Source organism: Catenulispora pinistramenti, assembly GCF_018274385.1.
GTDB classification, from domain to species: Bacteria; Actinomycetota; Actinomycetes; order Streptomycetales; family Catenulisporaceae; genus Catenulispora; species Catenulispora pinistramenti.
Genome location: NZ_JAAFYZ010000047.1, coordinates 40,597 through 56,773, shown reverse-complemented (window position 1 = coordinate 56,773; position 16,177 = coordinate 40,597). Strand labels below are relative to the sequence as shown.

Here is a 16,177-nt window from a genome sequence, read left to right as displayed (position 1 = left end):
GGCAGGCCCACGCCCACCCCCGCCCCCTCGGGAACACATGCGGCGGCCGGCGCACCACAACTTCATACACAACTGAATCAGGGACCTGACGTGACTGAGACTCCCACGTCTCCAACCGGCACCCCGCGGTCGGTTAGAGGGTGCAGCGCACCTGCCTGCATTAACCCGGCCACGCTCCAGTGGCAACGACTGGCCACTCCCGCCGAGCTGGCAACAATCACGCTGGCGAACGGGGAGATCAGCGCCTGCATCGCCATGTTCGGCTGTAGTCAGCACGCCCTGGGTCTGCCGGCCGCGGCCCTCATCCACAACGCCAACTGCCCATGGCCTGCCCCGTGCACCTGCCCCGGCGCGGCGGTGAACCCATGATCGGCGGCAAGCGCTCCTCCCGCGCCCGCGCCACCCACGCCCAGGTCGCCGAACGCCGCGCCAAAGCCGTCCGCATGAAGGTGTCCGGTGCCCGGCTGGAGGACATCGCCACGGCTCTCGGGTACGGCAGCGCCAACCACGTCAGCGTCGACATCCGCCGGGCGCTGGCCGCGAACGTCCGCGAACAGAGTGCGGCCACCGAGGAGTACATCGCGATCGAGCAGCTGCGCCTGGACGAGCTGCTGTGCGCGGTGTGGGAGGAGGCGATGGCCGGATCCCCGCGGCACGTGGAGCTGGGGGTGCGGATCGTCGAAGCCCGCCGCAGATTGTTCCCGACCCAGCAGGTGGTCGCGCTCACCACGGTCGAGTCCGAGATCCTGCGCCTGGAGAACGAACTGGCCGCCCGCCAAGCCATCGCCGGCGGGGAGATCGCCGAAACCGACACTGAGCCGTGAACCGGCCGGGCGGCCGGGGCGGTGGTGAGTCTTTGGAGGCGGTGAAGCTTCAAAGGCTTCAGCGGCTGCGGCAACTCCAGGAGGAGATCGACGCCGCCCGCGCCCGCGAGGCTGCCGGCCGCGACGTGTTCGCCGCACTGGACTACGTGCCAACGCCGCGCCAGGCCGAGTTCCACGCGGCCACCGAGTTCGATGTCCTGCTGGGCGGCTCGGCCGGCGGTGGCAAGACCAAGGCCCTGATCTCTGAGGGGATCAAGGACTGCATTCGCTACCCCGGCATCAGGATCGGTGCGTTCCGCCGCACCTACGGGGAGCTGAAGGAGTCGCTGCTCGCGGAGCTGGCAAACTACAGCTACGCCCAGGTGCTCGGCGGGGTGTGGAACGGCAGCGAGTTTGAGCTCCGTTTCCCGAACAAGTCCGTGATCATGTTCCGGTACGCGGAGACGATCCTGGATGCCACCCGCCGGCAGGGCGGCCAGTACCAGCTGCTGCTTTTCGACGAACGCACGCTGACCCCGCCGGATGTGATCGCGTTCCTGGAGTCCCGGCTCCGATCGGGCCGCGCCGACATCCCGGTGATCGGGATCCGCTCCGGATCCAATCCGGGCGGTCCCGGCCACCTGGCGGTGAAGACCCGGTACGTCGATGCCACCGGCTACGGCAAGAAGGTCGTCACTGACGCCCGCGGCCGGCAGGTCCGGTTCATTCCGTCCTCGGTCACCGACAACCCGCACCTGAACCGTGAGTACGTCGACGACTTGAAGGCGCTGCCCGACAAGCTTCGCCGGGCATTCCTGGAAGGTGACTGGTCCAGCTTCGCGGGCCAAGCCTTCGACTTCCGGGCTGACCGGCACGTCATCTCCCCGATCGCGCTGCCCGAGTCGTGGCGCCGCTACAACGGCATCGACTGGGGATTCGCCAAACCCTACGCAGTGCTTTGGGGCGCCGTCGACGAGGACGGCCGTGTCTACCTATATAGAGAGCACTACGGCCCCGGTGTCGGCGAGGGCGAGCAGGCACACCGGATTGCCGCGGCCGAGACGGAGAAGGAAACGGTCGTCGCCCGCTACGCCGACGATGCGATGTGGGCGACCCGCGGCGACGCCAAACCGATCGCCGACGTCTACGCAGAAAACGGGGTGCATCTCACCCCAGCCGGCAAGGGCAAGGGCTCCCGGGTCACCGGGTGGCAGCGGGTCCGCTCATACCTGGCCGAGGGCCCGGCCTGTCCGCATCACCGGGCGCTCGGCTGGGAGACCTGCCCGCTGCTGCACGTCTTCGACGTGTGCGAAAACCTGATCCGCACCCTGCCGGCGCTGCCGCACGCCACCACCGGCGACCCCGAAGACATCGACACCGACGCCGAGGACCACGCCGCCGACGCCCTGCGCTACATGCTGATCAACCTCGGCGCCGGACCGGAGTTCGTGATCTTCGATACCGCGACCTCCGAGGTCGTCCCGGCCGTGATCGGCGCCTTCGGGTACCGGCCGCCGGAGTATGAGCCTTCGCCGTGGTGGGAGCAGCCCGCTCCCACCGACGGTGGGGACCAGGACCACGACCCGCAGTGGTGGCCCTGACACAACTGAATACACAACTGAATACAGACGGGCGGCGACGTCGTGGGTTTACGTGCCGCATTGCGTCGCCGCCCAAGCAAAGACATTGTCTACACGCCGACACAGGTCGAGCGTAAGGGCTTCGAGTACGGGATCCCGGACACCGGGATCGGCGAGTACGACCAGGGCATCGGCAACGCCGGCCCGGCCGACCGCCGCACCACCCTGAAAACGCTGTATGACGCCTACGTGGCCTGCCCCTGGTCTTTCTCTGCGGTCAACGCGATCGTGCGTACCATCACCGCCGGCGGGCTGGTCACCGACTGGGACAGCGACACCGGCCAAGGCGATCAGCCCCAGCCGGTCAAGCCCGCGAACGTTCTTGCCTTGGAGCGGATGCTCGCCTGGTGCAACCCCCGGGACGACATCCGGCAGATCCTGCGCGGCGTCATCGTCGACTTGCTTGTCTACGGTGACGCCTACCTGGAAGTGGTGTGGGTCGGTGACCAGCCGGTCGCCATCTACAACCTGGACTGCCCCTCGATCTACCCGATCGCCGACGCCCACGGCCACATCTCCGGGTACGTGCAGCTCACCGAATACGGGCAGCGCGCCCAGTTCGAGACGCGCGAAGTCATCCACATCCCCGACGACAGCTTGCGGACCGGTGTGTTCGGGCTGTCCCCGACGCAGGCCGCGATGCTGCCCATCACGTGCTGGCTTTTCGCCGCCGGGAACAGCAAACAAGTCTTCCGCAGGGGCAACCCGCCCACGGTCCACGTGGACATGCCCGCCGGGATGTCCTCCTCCGACGTGCGCCGCTGGGATGCGATGTACGCCCAGCGCAACCTGGGCTCTGACAACGTCGGCCGCCCGATCATCACCAAGGGCGGCGCCCACGTCCAGGAACTGGCCCCGGCCCGCATCGTCGACGCCATCAGCTTCCTGGACCAGAAGCGCGACGAGATCCTCGCGGTCTACGGCGTGCCCCCGGCCAAGGGCGGCGTCATCGAAGCCGGGCACCTGGGCGCCGGCACCGGCGAGGCCCAGGACAGGACGTTCCGCGTCAACACCTGCGCGCCGATCGCCGAGATCGTCTTGGAGAAGTTGAACTTCCACTTGGTCCGGCATGGCTTCAAGGTCGACGGGTGGCGGTTGAAGTTCGGCGACATCGACTGGCGGGACAGCAAGGTCGTGGAAGACATCCGCGACGCCCGGCTGCGCAACGGCTCCTGGACCTTGAACAGGTACCGGGCCGAGATCGGTGAGCCCCCGGTGCCTGGTGGCGACGCCGCGGTGCTGGTTGACCGGCAGAACCTGGTGTTGTGGCGCGACATCGCCGTCATGTCCCAGGCGATGGTCCTGGCCAAGCGCGCCCCCGGCGTCTCGGCGCAGGACCCGACCATCTCCGCCAACCCCGCCGCCGACCTCAACGGCGGCTTGGCCAAACCGCTCACCGGCGGCATGGGCGAGACAACCAGGGGAGAGCACATGCCACCGTGGGCGACGGTGATCTTTGCGGGCCTTGCTGACCTGTCCAGAGCGGTCACCGCTCTGGCCGTCTCCGAGGAGACCAGCCGCGAGCGGATCAAGACCCCAGCGTGAGGCGCCTGTCTACAAGCTGGCCCTGCTGTAGAGGCATACAGCTCGCTGCTGCACTCAGGGTCCTGGCCTGTTGTTTTTTTCATGTCCGCGCTGTAAATCAGCAGTACGATTTAGGCGCAACTTAGCTATGCCCTTTTAGTTTCACCGGCGTGCTGAGCTGCAAAAGGACTGAGGCTCAGGCCCGTTTTGGTCGGGCCTGAGCCTCCGTCTGGTCAGCGGGTCTTGCAGACCGTGATGACCAGCCCGATGAGTTGGATCAACAGCGCGGCGATGCGCAACTGTTGCTCGTCAGGCTTTTTCTTCATGAAGCCGGCACCTCCTTTCGAGACTGCTTCTCCGCAGAGTAGTCGGCTGTTTGAGGAAGCGCTTCCGGGTTCACGATACAGAAACCCACCGCCCCGAGTAAGGCTTCTGCTAAAGAACCAACACCAACGCTGGGCACAACATGTCGAAGACGCACCAAGACCCCAAGAACGTTCAGGCGCATCCGGAGCCTACGGGGATGCAAGACGGCTCAGTGGTTCGAGAGGCTGAAGCCGCCGTTGGGCCCGAACAGATAGTGGCGCTGGAACCGGCAACCCTACCGAGCCATCCACTGCGGGCGATGGACGTGACCTGCTTCCTGCCCAAGGTGATCGGCTGAGCCGAGAAGGGATCCCCCGTGTCCAGTCCGGTCTATGCCCCCAACGCCGTCACGCTGTTCAACTCCTCCGTCAACGGATTCGAGGATTTCGGCGCCGGTCCGGTGTCCTCCGGCCTGGTCGATCTGTCCGCCAGCACCGATGTGCTGCTGGCGGTGACCGTCCCGGCCGGTGCCCTGTCCGGCACCGGCCCGTCGTTGACAGTGCAGCTCGACGGCATCGACCCGGCAGGCAACCCGATCCTGGCGATGGTGAAGACCCCGGCGATCACCGGCGCCGGCACCTACACGATGTCCGGCGGCCTGCACAGCTCCGCGCTGGTGCTGCCCGCGAGGGGACAGGTCACCGTCGCCCTGGGCGGCGCCGGTGCCGCCGCGACCGGAATCCAGATCACCGTGACTGGCCGCTAAACCTCAGACACTTCGCAGGACCTTGCAACACCCACAACTTCATATGAGGAGCCTGGCGTGGCCAAGCCGCCGCTGGCGCGTATCACCGGTGTCGCGATCGCCCCCGGTGTCTCGCGCAACAACCGCCTGTACACCAGCCAGAACATCGGCCGCCTGGTGGAGCGAGCCAACACCCGCATCAACAGCGGGGACTCGCCCATCACCATGCGAACCCACTACGGCGCGGGGGACGACTCCACCCGCATCGTCGGCCGGGTCACGCGCCTCTGGCAGGACGAGACCGGCGCCGCCCGCTACGAAGGCGAGATCGCCGACGCCGGCCACGGACCCACCATCGCCGGACTGCTGCCGACCTCCGAGTCCGACACCACGGCGGCGCTGCGCGGAGTGAGCATCCGCGGCCGGTGGGCTTCGCCTCCACGTAAGGCCACCACCGACAACGGCCAGGCCGTGGAGACCGCCGACGATCTGGAGATCGACGGCCTCGACTTCACCGCGACCCCCGGGGTGGCTGGCGCACATGCCGTGGTCGTGTCGGCCGCCGACGTGCCGAATGTCCCGCCCGCGCCCCCGAACTCCGGCAAGAGCTGGGAGACCAGCGTGGAGTTCGGGCTCGTCGAGGCCGCGCCCGATGCGGAGGTTGTCGAGACCACCGACCCCGCCGAACTGGCGCCGGCCGTCGCTGAGCGCGCCGCGCCGGTCGCCTACGCCGACCGCGGCGACTACCTCTCCGACGGTGCCAAACGGTACCCGCTGGACACCCGCGAGCACGCCAAGCAGGCCTGGCTGGCGCTGCGTGAGACCGAGGTAGCCCGGCAGTACACAGCCGCGCAGCTCAAGCGGGTTCGTGGCCGCGCCGTCAAGGCGCTGACCGAATTCGGCGTCTACACCGACCCGGCGGGCGGGTGGTTGATCGAGGCACCGACCCGCGTCATCGCCGAGGACGTCGGCGATGGAACCCCGGGGTTCGGTGGTGCCTACAGGATCTGCCTGACCAACGGTCCCACCGAAGTGTCCGTCTCCTGCTACCAGCTGGATCCGCACGACCTGGACGCGGTCGGACGCGCTGCCATGACCGGCGCCATCGCCGCGATTAAGGCGATCGACCCGGACCTGGACGCTGATATCGACATCCCCAGCGACGGCACCGAGGCGGCGCCCGCCGCGCCCGCTGTAGAGCCGGGTCCACCTACTTCCGCCGCGCCGGACCCGGCGCCGGACAGCCCTGACCCCGTACACGAAGAGGACGATGCAGTGGCCGAGGAGCCGACAAACCCGACCGCCGGTTCCACGCCGGCCGACACCGCGCCTGCCGCCGCAGCGGCCACTGCCGCCGGCGAGCCGGACAAGCTCGACAAGCTGACCGACATGATCGGCAAGCTGGTCGCCGCGATCGCCCCCACAGCACCGGCTGCGGCACCGGCGCCGGTCGAGACAGCACCGGCCGCGCCGGTCGCCGAGGCCGCCGCGACGCCGACCCCCGACCAGCTGGCCCTGCTGGCGGGTCTGATTGGAAGCCCGGCCGGCGCTGCTGCCATGGCGCAGGCCGCAGCCGCTCAGACCGCCGCGGTGCAGGCGCAGGCGGGCGCCGTCCCACCGCCGGTGGCCGAGACCGAGGACCAGCGCATCGCGCGCCTGGTGTCCGAGCAGGTCACCGTGCGAGTGCAGGACCTGGTGGAGTCCGGGCAGCTCGGCGGCGGGCGCAAGGGCCTGACCGCGACCGCACCGGCTGTTGCCCCGGGCGTGCCTTCTGGCGCGGCCCTCAACGAGAACGGGCTGCCGGAAGGCTGGCCGAACAAGCCGCTGCACGAATACAGCGAGGCCGAGTTCAGCCGCTACGCGTTCCCGCAGCTGGAGAACTACGTCCTGAACGGACGAGTCCCGCGCGCCTGAGCACAGGGCGCTCCACCAGCAACTGCATGATCCCTGCGGCGGGCAGCCGCACGTCCTAGACCGCCACACCCCCGGACCGGGGACGGTGCCTCACGGCAGCGATGGTCACTCCCGTGACTATCAAAGCATTGAGGTACCTCCTTGACTGCCGAACTGCGCGAGGCGCTCAACGCCGTCGGCGCATCCCCGTTCCTGCCCAAGGTCATCGACCCGGTGATGGTCGAGCTCCAGCGCCGCTACTCTCCGCTGGTCACCGCCATCCCCGCCATCCAGTGGCCTACGGATGTTTACAACTTCAACACTCGCACCCAGGTCGCCTCTGGTGGCTGGGTGAGCGACGGTGGGGCCTCTCCGACCTCCAACGGCTCCTACGTCCAGAACCAGTACAAGATGAGCCACTTCCAAACCGTAGGCTCCGTTACCGGCTACGCGCAGGAAGTGACCCAGCAGCTGGTCAATCTTCGCGAAACGGAAATAAAGGGCTCCATCCGAGGCATGACCTGGGATGTGGAGACCGCTCTTCTGTGGGCGAACTCCGCCTGCACGGCCGCCGGCCCGCGCCCGCAGTTTGACGGCCTGGACACGATGATCTCCAACTACGGGGGCGCCAACCAGAACGCCATCGACGCCAACGGCGCCAGCCTGAACCTGTCTGTACTGGACCGGCTGATTGACATGGTGGAGACCAACGCCGCTGAGCCGACCGGCAACTCCCCGTGGGCCCTCGTCATGTCCTCCACCGCCAACTCCAAGATCGCGAACCTGCTCACCCCGCAGCAGCGGTTCGTGGACAAGGTGGAGATCGCCCCCGGCCTGAACGTCATGGCCTACCGCGACATCCCGATCCTGAAGTCCAGCTTCCTCCAGGCCCGCGCGCTGTCCATGGGTACCGTGACCGCCACCCCGTCGGCCACCGGCGGCAGCTTGGCCGCGGGGCAGTACTTCTACCGTCTCTCCCCGGTCATCGCCCGCCAGGGCGAGATCTCCCCGTCCGCCGAGGTCTCGGCGACCACCACCGGCGCCACCGGCTCGGTGGCGCTGGCCTTCACGATCCCCACCGGCTTGGAGGGCGCACAGCCCACCCTGTACAAGGTCTGGCGCGGCACCGCCGCCGGCGGCGAAACGCTGCTGGGCTGGGTGGACGCCACCGTGGGCCTGGCGGCCGACGGCATCACCCCGATCATGACCACCACCATCACCGACACCGGCACCGCCCTGGTCCCCTCCAACGGCGCCACCGTCCCCGGCTTCCTGCCCACCGCCTACTACGGCACCAACACCGGCATCGGTCCGGGCGGGCAGGGGCTGGAGAACATCTTTCTGATCTCCCGTGACCCGCAGAACCTGGTCCGGCCGTAAATGCGGCAGTACAAGCCGCTGGACCTGTACCCGACCACCGCGTCCCCGGACTCCATGCCGTACGCGCTGATCACCGACACCACCCTAGGCGTGAGGGCGCCCAAGTTTGTCGGCCGAGCCTCCCGCATCTCGGTGTCCCTGTCCTGACCAGCCACCTGGTCGTGTGCGGAGGCTGCCAACCACAGGCCGGCACGCCACGCACACCGGCCGGGCCCCGAAAAGCGAAGCGGCCCGGCCACACCTGATCGTCCCGTGGCGCGCGGCGCGCCTGGAAACGCGCCTGGAGAAGGCGCGCCACAGGACACTCCCTCTCCTTCTCTAGCCACGCGTGGGCGCGGTCCCGGCCGCGCGACACGCAATGCTCTTTCGGACTGGCCACCCCGTCGGGGCGAGCGCGTATCGGCCCCAGGGCGCGCGACTTGGGGCCACCGACCTCCCCCGCCGCCCGTTCAAGGAGTACCGCACCGATGCCTGACATGGTTAACGTCCGTAAGTCCCACGCCGGGACCGACTCGGCCGGGCACACCTGGCTGGCCGACGGCGCCGCGATCGCCGTCCCGGTCGAGCACGCCCTGGTGCTGGCCCGCATCCCCGATGGCGGCTTCACACTTGAAGCCTCCCCTGTGGCAGAAGCGGCCGTCGGTGCTGCCGAGCCGGAGACCACCGAGCTTTCAGTACCCAAGCCACCTGCGAAGGCAAGCCGCGGTTCAACGTCGCCGACGACGTAGCGCGCTAGGAGATCGGCAGGGGCGGCAGCGCGACCCCCTTTGCAGGGTTGCGGAGTTCGAAGTCGAAGACGGGCTGAACCGAGAAGTCGTCGACGTGAGCGAAGTCGATCGTCCCCCCGCAGAAACCCGCCTTGCTGAAGATCACCGCGTTACAGGTGAACCTGGCATAGCGGAAGTCCACAATGCCGTCAGCGAACTGGGCGCCGCCGAATGAAACGTCGGCGCCGACGAACCTCGCCTTCTTGAAGTCCACCGCGCACCCATCGAACCGCGCGTTGTCGAAGCCCACTGAGCCGGCGCAGAACGCGGTGACTCCGAAACTCACCACGCCAGCGGCGAACTTCGCGTCGAACAGGTTGATGTGGCCCCCAGTGACCTGGGCGACCCCGAAGTGCACCTGGCTGCCGGTGAACGTGGCGCCGACGAAGCCCACGTTGCTGCCAGAGAACTGCGCGTTGTGGAACGCCACCGTGCCACCAGCGAACTCCGCCCCGCGGAAGGTCACTTCGCCGCCGGAGAACCGTGCTTCGCGGAAGGTAACTCGGCCACCCGTGAACTTCGCGTCGCCGAAGGTGACCCTGCCACCAGCGAACGTCGCGCCGCCAAAGTCCACTCTGCCGCCGATGAACCTGGCACCGCCAAAGTCCACTCTGCCGCCGGAGAAGACGGCGCCGCTGAAGTCCCCGCCGTCGAAGGCTGCTCCGTGGAAGTCCAGGTCGCAGCCTTGTCAAGGGCCCGAGCCGCTGCGCAGACGGGAGGTGATGACGGCGATGATGGTGTGACGAAACTCCTGGTTGTCGGTAAAGGCCAGGCGCGAGGCAAGGTTCTCGGCCTCGGCGCCGTCAGGCGCCGGTGCGTAGTCGCGTCGTAGGTTCGCGCACAGCACGTTGATGCACACCTGGCGGCCAGCGTCCCAATCGTCGGCCAGCTTGGCCATCGCGTATATCCCGGCCAGCTTTGTTGCGTAGGCGTTGTCGGCCAGCAGGCTCGCGGCCTTTTCGAACCGCTCGTTAAAGAGTTTCGTGTCTTCCCGGTCCTCCTTGGCTTGTTCCCGGCTGGCTGCGCCTACCGCGAGCAGGTGCCGCTGGTAGGCCAGGACCAACCCGACGGTCCCGGCGACGCCGGCCACCAAGGCGAAGCCCAGCTTCACCAGGTCTAGAACTTCGGCGGTCGACTCGCTGATCTTGCCGGTCAGGCCCAGAGCCCATAGCGACAGGGCTAGCCCACCGGACACTACGGCCAGGGCGCCGCCGACAGCCGCCCCGACGATTTTGGCGAGTCGCCGCGGCGACGCTGCCTGACTACTGCGCGCTGCCGGGACTGCGGCTGCCCTTTTTTCGACCCCTGATTCCCCCATGGCTTCGATCGTAGGGACGTCTTTTGGCCGCGTCACGCCGCTCATGGCGAAGAGCTGAGCCCGATCTTGTGAGGAACCCGTGACCGATGCCGTCACTCCGCTGGCTACCGTCGCTCAGCTGATTGCCGGCCCCTTCGCGGACTTGTTCGTCCACTTCGATCCCGACGTGGTGATGGGGTTCCTCGTCGATGCCACCCGGATGTGCGAGGACGAGACCGACCGCCGCTTGGCGCCGTTCACCGGGTTGGTCGAGACGCACCGCGCCTCCGGGGTGGATCCCGATGAGTACGGCGACGCCGGCGGCATCCCGATCGACCCGCAGGGTGTGGTCGGTGCCTCCTACGCTGCGGCGCTGGGTACGACGTCCCTGATCCGGCACGTCTACCTGGATCAGTACGCGCCCCGCTACCCGGAGATGTGGTCCTACTCCGATATCAGTGTGCTGATTCTGCGTAGCTTCGGCGGGTCGCAGCTGATTGAGCCCGCGCGGCTGGTCGGTCCGGAAAACGACAGCGGGCATGTGTGGTTCCCGCTGGGCACGTACCTGCCGGCCGGTTCGCTGATCCGGGTCACCTACTCCGGCGGCTACGCCACCGTCCCGGCCTCGCTGTCGCGGGCGTGCCGGCTGATGGCCGCGCACCTGGCGGTCACCGAGCTGCGCCCCGGCACCACCACCCACGACGCGGACACGCTGCGCGGGCAGGCCGTGGACATCCTCGTGTCCTACGTGCGTCCCAACTGATGGCGCGCCGACGGCGCCGGCGCACGCCGGCCCGCAGCGCGCACAGCAAGTACCGGCGCCGTCAACGCCCGGCCTACCAGCTGCCCTCCCGCAAGCGGCGTGTGCGCCGCGGCTACTCCAACGCGCTGCACCACCGCACCGGCCGCCCGGCCTACCGGCGCAGGCCGGGCCACAAGATCCGGCACCGGCACCGCCACCGGGTGCGGCGCGTCGGCCAACACCAGCGCGCCGTGCACCGGGCCACCACCCGCAAACACCGCCTGTCCGACGAGGCCAGGGCGAGGCTGTCCGCCAGGTTGAAGGGCCGGCACATGTCCGCGGCCGCGCGGGCAAAGCTTGCCGCCCGGATGAAGCACCGCCACATGTCGGCCGCGGCCCGTGCCAAACTCTCGGCCCGGATGAAGGGCCGGCACATCCAGCTGACCGCGGCCGGGCGGGCGAAGCAGTCGGCCCGGATGAAGGCCCGCTGGCAGGCCATGCCCGAGGCCCAGCGCATCAAGGTACTGCGATACCTGAGGTATCAGCACTACCTGACGTCCGGCGTCTGGTTCCACATCAAGGGCGAGCAGATGACCGCCGCCCAGAAAGCGGCCCTGGCCAAGGCCGCCCGCGAACGCTGGACCCACATGTCCCTGGAGCAGCGCGACAAGATCCTCGGGTTCCTGGCGTGGCGCCGCTACCAGCAGACCGGGGTGTGGACACACCGCAAATGGTCGACCATGACCCCGGCCCACCAGGCGCGGCTGCGCGCGGCGTTGAAGGCCCGCTGGCACACCATGGACCCGCAGAAGCGGGACAAGGTGATCATGTACCTGATCTGGAAGAACCACGCCAAGACCGGGAAGTGGATCCACCCCAAGTGGTCCACGATGTCGCCGCAGTGGCAGGCCAAGCAGCGCGCCAAACTCAAGGCCCGCTGGGCCCACATGGACCCGGACAAGAAACAGAAGATCATCGCGTACCTGATGGCACGCGACGGCGACAACTCCACATTCAACACCGGCGGTTGGGAATGATGCGATGCCCTCCACCGCCGACGTGGTGTCCCGCGAAACCGACTGGCTGAACACTGCCGGCGACGGCCTGCCCGCCCTGAACACCAGCGCGGGCGGGCCGTTCGGCGTCGTCTCCGGCTACTGGCCGCGCACACCGGCCACGATGAAGACCTCGCTGTACGTGACCCGCACCCAGGTCTCGGAGGAGCGAACGGCGCACATCCGGATCATGGCCCGGCACCGGATGGTGCTGCACGCGCTGTGGCCGCTGAACAACTCCGGTGGCTCCGCGGAGGCTGACCAGCAGAACCTTGACGATGCGATCGAGGCGACGCTGGCCCGGATCCGTGGCTTCCCACACGACCACTCCCACGGCGGCCGGTTCCTGTCCGCCGGCGAGAACCCCGGCATGGTGACCGTCGCCTTCACCCCGGCATCCGAGACCGTGTCGCTGGGGATCTTCAAGGCCACCATCACCTACAGCGTCGACGACTTCGAACTGTTCGCCTGAGGTTCAGGTCCGCCCCCTGAGGCGGCGGACCTTGGCGATCGCCTCCATCGTTTCCCGACCAGGCCAAAGGAAGTCGGCCATGCCGTGGTCGGCAGCCTCGTTTCCGCTGTCAAACAGCGGCACCGGGGACACATACTCGATGGCCGCCGCGATCACCTCAGGTGCCAGCGTCCGGTGGGCTTCGGCGACCCGCAGCGCAAACAGATGCTCGCCGTCGTGGCAGCCGCACCATCCGGCACACAGCCGCTGTTCGGTTGTCGGCGTCGCCGAGGAGTGACAGATCCAGACCTTCTGCGGCTGCCCCCAGGTCGGCGCGTCGTAGCCGCGCAGCTTCTCGTACTCCTCCACGTCCCACACCCCCGAGGCCACGTCCCGCCGATACGGACAGGTCGTGCACGGACTCGGCGCCGGCCCACGAACGTCGTCCACCAACTCACCACTCCTCACCATCGGCCTCGCCGCGCGCCCGCTTCGAGGAACACCTGAACACCACAACTTCATACCGGAGGCGGCGCGTGCGCTACCGCAACCCCCACCCGCACATCGCGCAGCTGCCTGAGCACCGCGCCGAGAACGGCGAGCTGTACCCGTCGGTCGCGGTTGAACCGGGCGAAGCGCTGGACTGGCCGATCCCGATCGCCGGCTTCGAGCCTGTGGCGCCTGACCGCTCCACCAAGAAGCCGCCGACCGCCACCGAGCCCGAGACGGCCCGGCCGGCAGCGAAGACGGCGCCCACTGAGGGGGCCGCGGCATGACCCAGCTCTCCCGCGCCTCCACCCTCGGCATCGCCCGCGAACTCGCCCTCGGGCAGTACCTCGCCCCGACGATGGCCGTGCCGTTCACCAAGGCCACCTTCGAAGACGTGTATGCCCAGCTCAAGGACGAATCGGTCCGCGGCGACGACTCGATCCTGCACGGCATGTACCAGGGCAGCGTCGATGCCACCTGGGACATCGAGTGCATGTGCTACCCCGACATCGTCGGCATGTTCCTGCGCGGAATGATCGGCCCAGACACCGTCACCCCCGGCATCTCCACCACCATCGCAGGCACCGGCACCGCGGTCGGCGCCAACTCGATCCCCCTCGCGGCATCCGTCCCGGCCGGCTCCACCATCGCCATCGACACCGGCGCCAACATCGAATACGCCATCACCGGAGTGGCCACCGGCACCGGGCCGTACTCGACTCCGCTGACCTCGACCGGCTCGGGCGCCGGCCTGGCCAAGACGCACGCCGTCGGCGCCAACGTCGTCTCCCAAGCCGTCCACCTGTTCAAGCAATCCGCGTTCCAGCGCAGCACGTTCAGCCTGACCGTGTTCGACACCATCGGCACATACGGGTTCTCCTCGGCGGCGATCTCCGACATGCAGATCAAGATCGACCCGAAGTCGGCGGTGACGCTCAGCCTCAAAATGCTGTCCTACCCGTCGGCGCCCGAGACCCCGATGGCCCAGCCATACACCTCGCTACCGCCGATGCTCGGGTGGCAGTGGCAGATGAGCAACGGCGGCGCGGCCAGCACCCGCGGCATCAGCCTGGACCTCACGTTGAAGCGCGCCACCGAGGCGCTGCACCTGTCCACCGGACAGCAAGCCCCCCGCGAGATCTTCGCCGGCCCGATGGAGGCCGACGGCACCTACAAGGCGATCTTCGAGAACATGACCGACCTGAACCTGTACCAGCAGTACATCCAGGGCCCAGCCACCTCGACTCTGGTCCAGCCGCTACCGTTCGGCGGCGCCAGCTTCGCCCTGACCATGTCCCAGTCCGGGTTCTACAAGGGCGCCCGGGACCTGTCCGGCGCGTACGCCGCAGCCTCGTTCTCCCTGTCCGGGATCGCCAACGCCACCGACGGCGGCGGCGTCATCCAAGCCACCGTGAAGAACTTCATACAGACCGCGTACTGACCGGCGGCTCAGATACGCGAGGCTGCCAACCCCGGACTGAAGTCTGGGAGCAAAATCAGGGCCGGGTCATAGTCGCGGTCGAAGACCGGCGGGCGGGTCCACTCCTTGGGCTTGGACAGGTCTACACGTCCGCCGGTAAGTGTCGCGGCGAAGAATGTGATGTTGCTGCCGCGGAAGAGGGCTTGATCGAATCCGATGTGACCGCCGGTGAAACTCGACTGCATGAAGCCGACGGTGCCGCTGGCGAAGTCTGCCTTGTTGAAGAGGACGGTCGTGCCGTCGAATTTTGCGAGAGCAAAGGTGACGGTGCTTCCGCTGAACTTTACGTTGTTGAAGCAGACCATTCCCGCGGCGAATGTGGAATTGGTGAACGCGAGCGTGCCACCGGTGATCTTGGCAGTCATGAACAGGACGTTGCTGCCTGCGAAGTTCGCTCGTAGGAACGATACGGATCCACCCTTGATTTCCGCTCCGACAAAATCGAGATCCCCGCCGTAGAACTGTGCGTCGGTAAATATTAGGTTGCCATCGGTGACCTCGCACGAGTGGAACGCGATACTGCCTGCGGTGAGCTCTGCGGACCTGAAGCTGATGTTGCCGCTGGCGACCGTCGCGAGACTCAACCGGACATTCGTTCCGGTGAACTTCGCTCCGGCGAAGTAGACGTCGGCGCCGGCAAACTCTGCGCCGTAGAAGGAGACTGTCCCGCCGGTGAACTGCGCATCGTTGAAGCTGACGGTGCCGCCGGTGAACCGGGCTCTGTCGAACGACATGACGCCGTCGGTGAACCGTGCGCGGCTGAAGGACACGTGGCCGCCTGCGAACTCTGCGTTATCGAACGAGGTGGTCCCTGTGAATTGGGCATTGTTGAAGGAGACGGAGCCGCCGGCGAAGGCTGCGGCGTCGAAGGAGACCTCGAAGTCGAACGACGCCCCGGCGAAGTCGTAGTCGCAGCGCTGCCACGCGGCGGTGGTGCGCAGCCGTTCGGCGATGCTGCGTGCGATGGCGCGCCGCACCTCGCGGTCACTCTCCGTCGCGGTCTCAGCAGGTTCGTCGTCGGTGGGTTGTGCGGTGTTGGTCCGCCGTAGCACCGCACACAGAACCTCGATGCACCGCTGCCGTCCAGCGTCCCAGTCGTCGGCGAGCCCTGCCATCGCATACACTCCGGCGATTCGCACGGCGTACTGATCGCTGCCGAGCTGTGCAGCGGCGGCGCCGAATCGTTCATTGAAGGCGCGCTGCACTTCCCGTTCCTCTCGTCGGCCTTCCTGCGCCTCCTTGCGGGATTCCCGTGCCTCTTTGGCTTTGTCGACCAGGGCTGTGGCTTCAGCAATCTGATGACGGCGGAACGCTAGAACCAGGCCTACCGAGGCGCCGACACCAGCGACCAAACCGAATGCCAACTTGACAATGTCCACTGCGCTGGTGGAGGTGGCCAAGTGATGAGTCCGCCCCAGCCCGAACAACGCTACCGCTGCGATAGCGCCCGCCGCGCTTAAAGCCACGACCGATGACGTAACGACGGCGCGGGACAGCGACCACTGCGATCTCTCTACCGCGTGTGGCGTACGAAGCTGAAGCGGCTTACCTGAACCCTGATTCCCCTCGGTCACGAATCGAGCATAGGGCGCTACGCAGCGAAGT

General features: G+C 67.7%; 17 protein-coding genes. 13 read left to right on the top strand and 4 right to left on the bottom strand.

Going from position 1 to position 16,177, the window contains the following annotated elements:
- Positions 1–365 precede the first annotated feature (365 nt).
- The 8 genes from KGQ19_RS16160 to KGQ19_RS16125 all read left to right on the top strand — a co-directional run bounded on the left by KGQ19_RS16160 (position 366) and on the right by KGQ19_RS16125 (position 9,019).
- Positions 366–824, top strand: a complete 459-nt coding sequence (locus KGQ19_RS16160) for a hypothetical protein (RefSeq protein WP_212009987.1) — start codon at positions 366–368, stop codon at positions 822–824.
- Between the two features lie 41 nt (positions 825–865).
- The gene (locus tag KGQ19_RS16155) at positions 866–2,404 is read left to right on the top strand and encodes a terminase large subunit domain-containing protein (RefSeq protein ID WP_212009986.1); all 1,539 of its coding nucleotides are present in this window, start codon (positions 866–868) and stop codon (positions 2,402–2,404) included.
- Between the two features lie 60 nt (positions 2,405–2,464).
- Positions 2,465–3,988 carry a phage portal protein gene (locus KGQ19_RS16150; RefSeq protein WP_212009985.1) on the top strand — a complete coding sequence of 508 codons (1,524 nt, stop codon included), beginning with the start codon at positions 2,465–2,467 and terminating at the stop codon, positions 3,986–3,988.
- Between the two features lie 661 nt (positions 3,989–4,649).
- On the top strand, positions 4,650–5,039 hold the full coding sequence (locus tag KGQ19_RS16145) for a hypothetical protein (RefSeq protein ID WP_212009984.1): 390 nt from the start codon (positions 4,650–4,652) through the stop codon (positions 5,037–5,039).
- Positions 5,040–5,096: 57 nt separating this feature from the next.
- The gene (locus KGQ19_RS16140; RefSeq protein WP_212009983.1) at positions 5,097–6,932 is read left to right on the top strand and encodes a hypothetical protein; all 1,836 of its coding nucleotides are present in this window, start codon (positions 5,097–5,099) and stop codon (positions 6,930–6,932) included.
- Between the two features lie 141 nt (positions 6,933–7,073).
- Positions 7,074–8,291, top strand: coding sequence for an SU10 major capsid protein (locus KGQ19_RS16135; RefSeq protein WP_212009982.1), 1,218 nt, complete (start codon positions 7,074–7,076; stop codon positions 8,289–8,291).
- On the top strand, positions 8,292–8,438 hold the full coding sequence (locus KGQ19_RS16130) for a hypothetical protein (protein WP_212009981.1): 147 nt from the start codon (positions 8,292–8,294) through the stop codon (positions 8,436–8,438).
- 320 nt (positions 8,439–8,758) lie between these two features.
- Complete coding sequence (locus tag KGQ19_RS16125; RefSeq protein WP_212009980.1) at positions 8,759–9,019, top strand: hypothetical protein; 261 nt, start codon at positions 8,759–8,761, stop codon at positions 9,017–9,019.
- Positions 9,020–9,023: 4 nt separating this feature from the next.
- On the opposite strand, the gene KGQ19_RS16120 is transcribed toward KGQ19_RS16125, so the two are convergent.
- Together KGQ19_RS16120 and KGQ19_RS16115 are read right to left on the bottom strand one after the other, a co-directional pair.
- Positions 9,024–9,734 carry a pentapeptide repeat-containing protein gene (locus KGQ19_RS16120; RefSeq protein ID WP_230418733.1) on the bottom strand — a complete coding sequence of 237 codons (711 nt, stop codon included), beginning with the start codon at positions 9,732–9,734 and terminating at the stop codon, positions 9,024–9,026.
- A gap of 12 nt (positions 9,735–9,746) precedes the next feature.
- Positions 9,747–10,421, bottom strand: coding sequence for a hypothetical protein (locus KGQ19_RS16115; RefSeq protein ID WP_212009978.1), 675 nt, complete (start codon positions 10,419–10,421; stop codon positions 9,747–9,749).
- 34 nt (positions 10,422–10,455) lie between these two features.
- On the opposite strand from KGQ19_RS16115, the gene KGQ19_RS16110 reads away from it, so the two are divergent.
- From KGQ19_RS16110 to KGQ19_RS16100, 3 genes are read left to right on the top strand one after another with little or no spacing between them, the layout of a single operon-like run.
- Positions 10,456–11,118 carry a hypothetical protein gene (locus KGQ19_RS16110; protein ID WP_212009977.1) on the top strand — a complete coding sequence of 221 codons (663 nt, stop codon included), beginning with the start codon at positions 10,456–10,458 and terminating at the stop codon, positions 11,116–11,118.
- On the top strand, positions 11,118–12,134 hold the full coding sequence (locus KGQ19_RS16105; protein ID WP_212009976.1) for a hypothetical protein: 1,017 nt from the start codon (positions 11,118–11,120) through the stop codon (positions 12,132–12,134). Before KGQ19_RS16110 ends, KGQ19_RS16105 begins: the two co-directional genes overlap by 1 nt.
- A 4-nt stretch (positions 12,135–12,138) precedes the next feature.
- The gene (locus tag KGQ19_RS16100; protein ID WP_212009975.1) at positions 12,139–12,624 is read left to right on the top strand and encodes a hypothetical protein; all 486 of its coding nucleotides are present in this window, start codon (positions 12,139–12,141) and stop codon (positions 12,622–12,624) included.
- 3 nt (positions 12,625–12,627) lie between these two features.
- Here the strand turns inward: KGQ19_RS16100 and KGQ19_RS16095 are convergent, their stop codons facing one another.
- A complete protein-coding gene (locus tag KGQ19_RS16095) occupies positions 12,628–13,074 on the bottom strand; it encodes a DUF6283 family protein (RefSeq protein ID WP_230418725.1) in 447 nt (148 codons plus the stop codon).
- Positions 13,075–13,139: 65 nt separating this feature from the next.
- On the opposite strand from KGQ19_RS16095, the gene KGQ19_RS16090 reads away from it, so the two are divergent.
- Positions 13,140–13,379, top strand: a complete 240-nt coding sequence (locus tag KGQ19_RS16090; RefSeq protein WP_212009973.1) for a hypothetical protein — start codon at positions 13,140–13,142, stop codon at positions 13,377–13,379.
- The gene (locus tag KGQ19_RS16085; protein WP_212009972.1) at positions 13,376–14,533 is read left to right on the top strand and encodes a phage tail tube protein; all 1,158 of its coding nucleotides are present in this window, start codon (positions 13,376–13,378) and stop codon (positions 14,531–14,533) included. The genes KGQ19_RS16090 and KGQ19_RS16085 overlap by 4 nt, the downstream gene beginning before the upstream one ends.
- An 8-nt stretch (positions 14,534–14,541) precedes the next feature.
- On the opposite strand, the gene KGQ19_RS16080 is transcribed toward KGQ19_RS16085, so the two are convergent.
- Positions 14,542–16,146 carry a pentapeptide repeat-containing protein gene (locus tag KGQ19_RS16080; protein WP_212009971.1) on the bottom strand — a complete coding sequence of 535 codons (1,605 nt, stop codon included), beginning with the start codon at positions 16,144–16,146 and terminating at the stop codon, positions 14,542–14,544.
- Positions 16,147–16,177 lie beyond the last annotated feature (31 nt).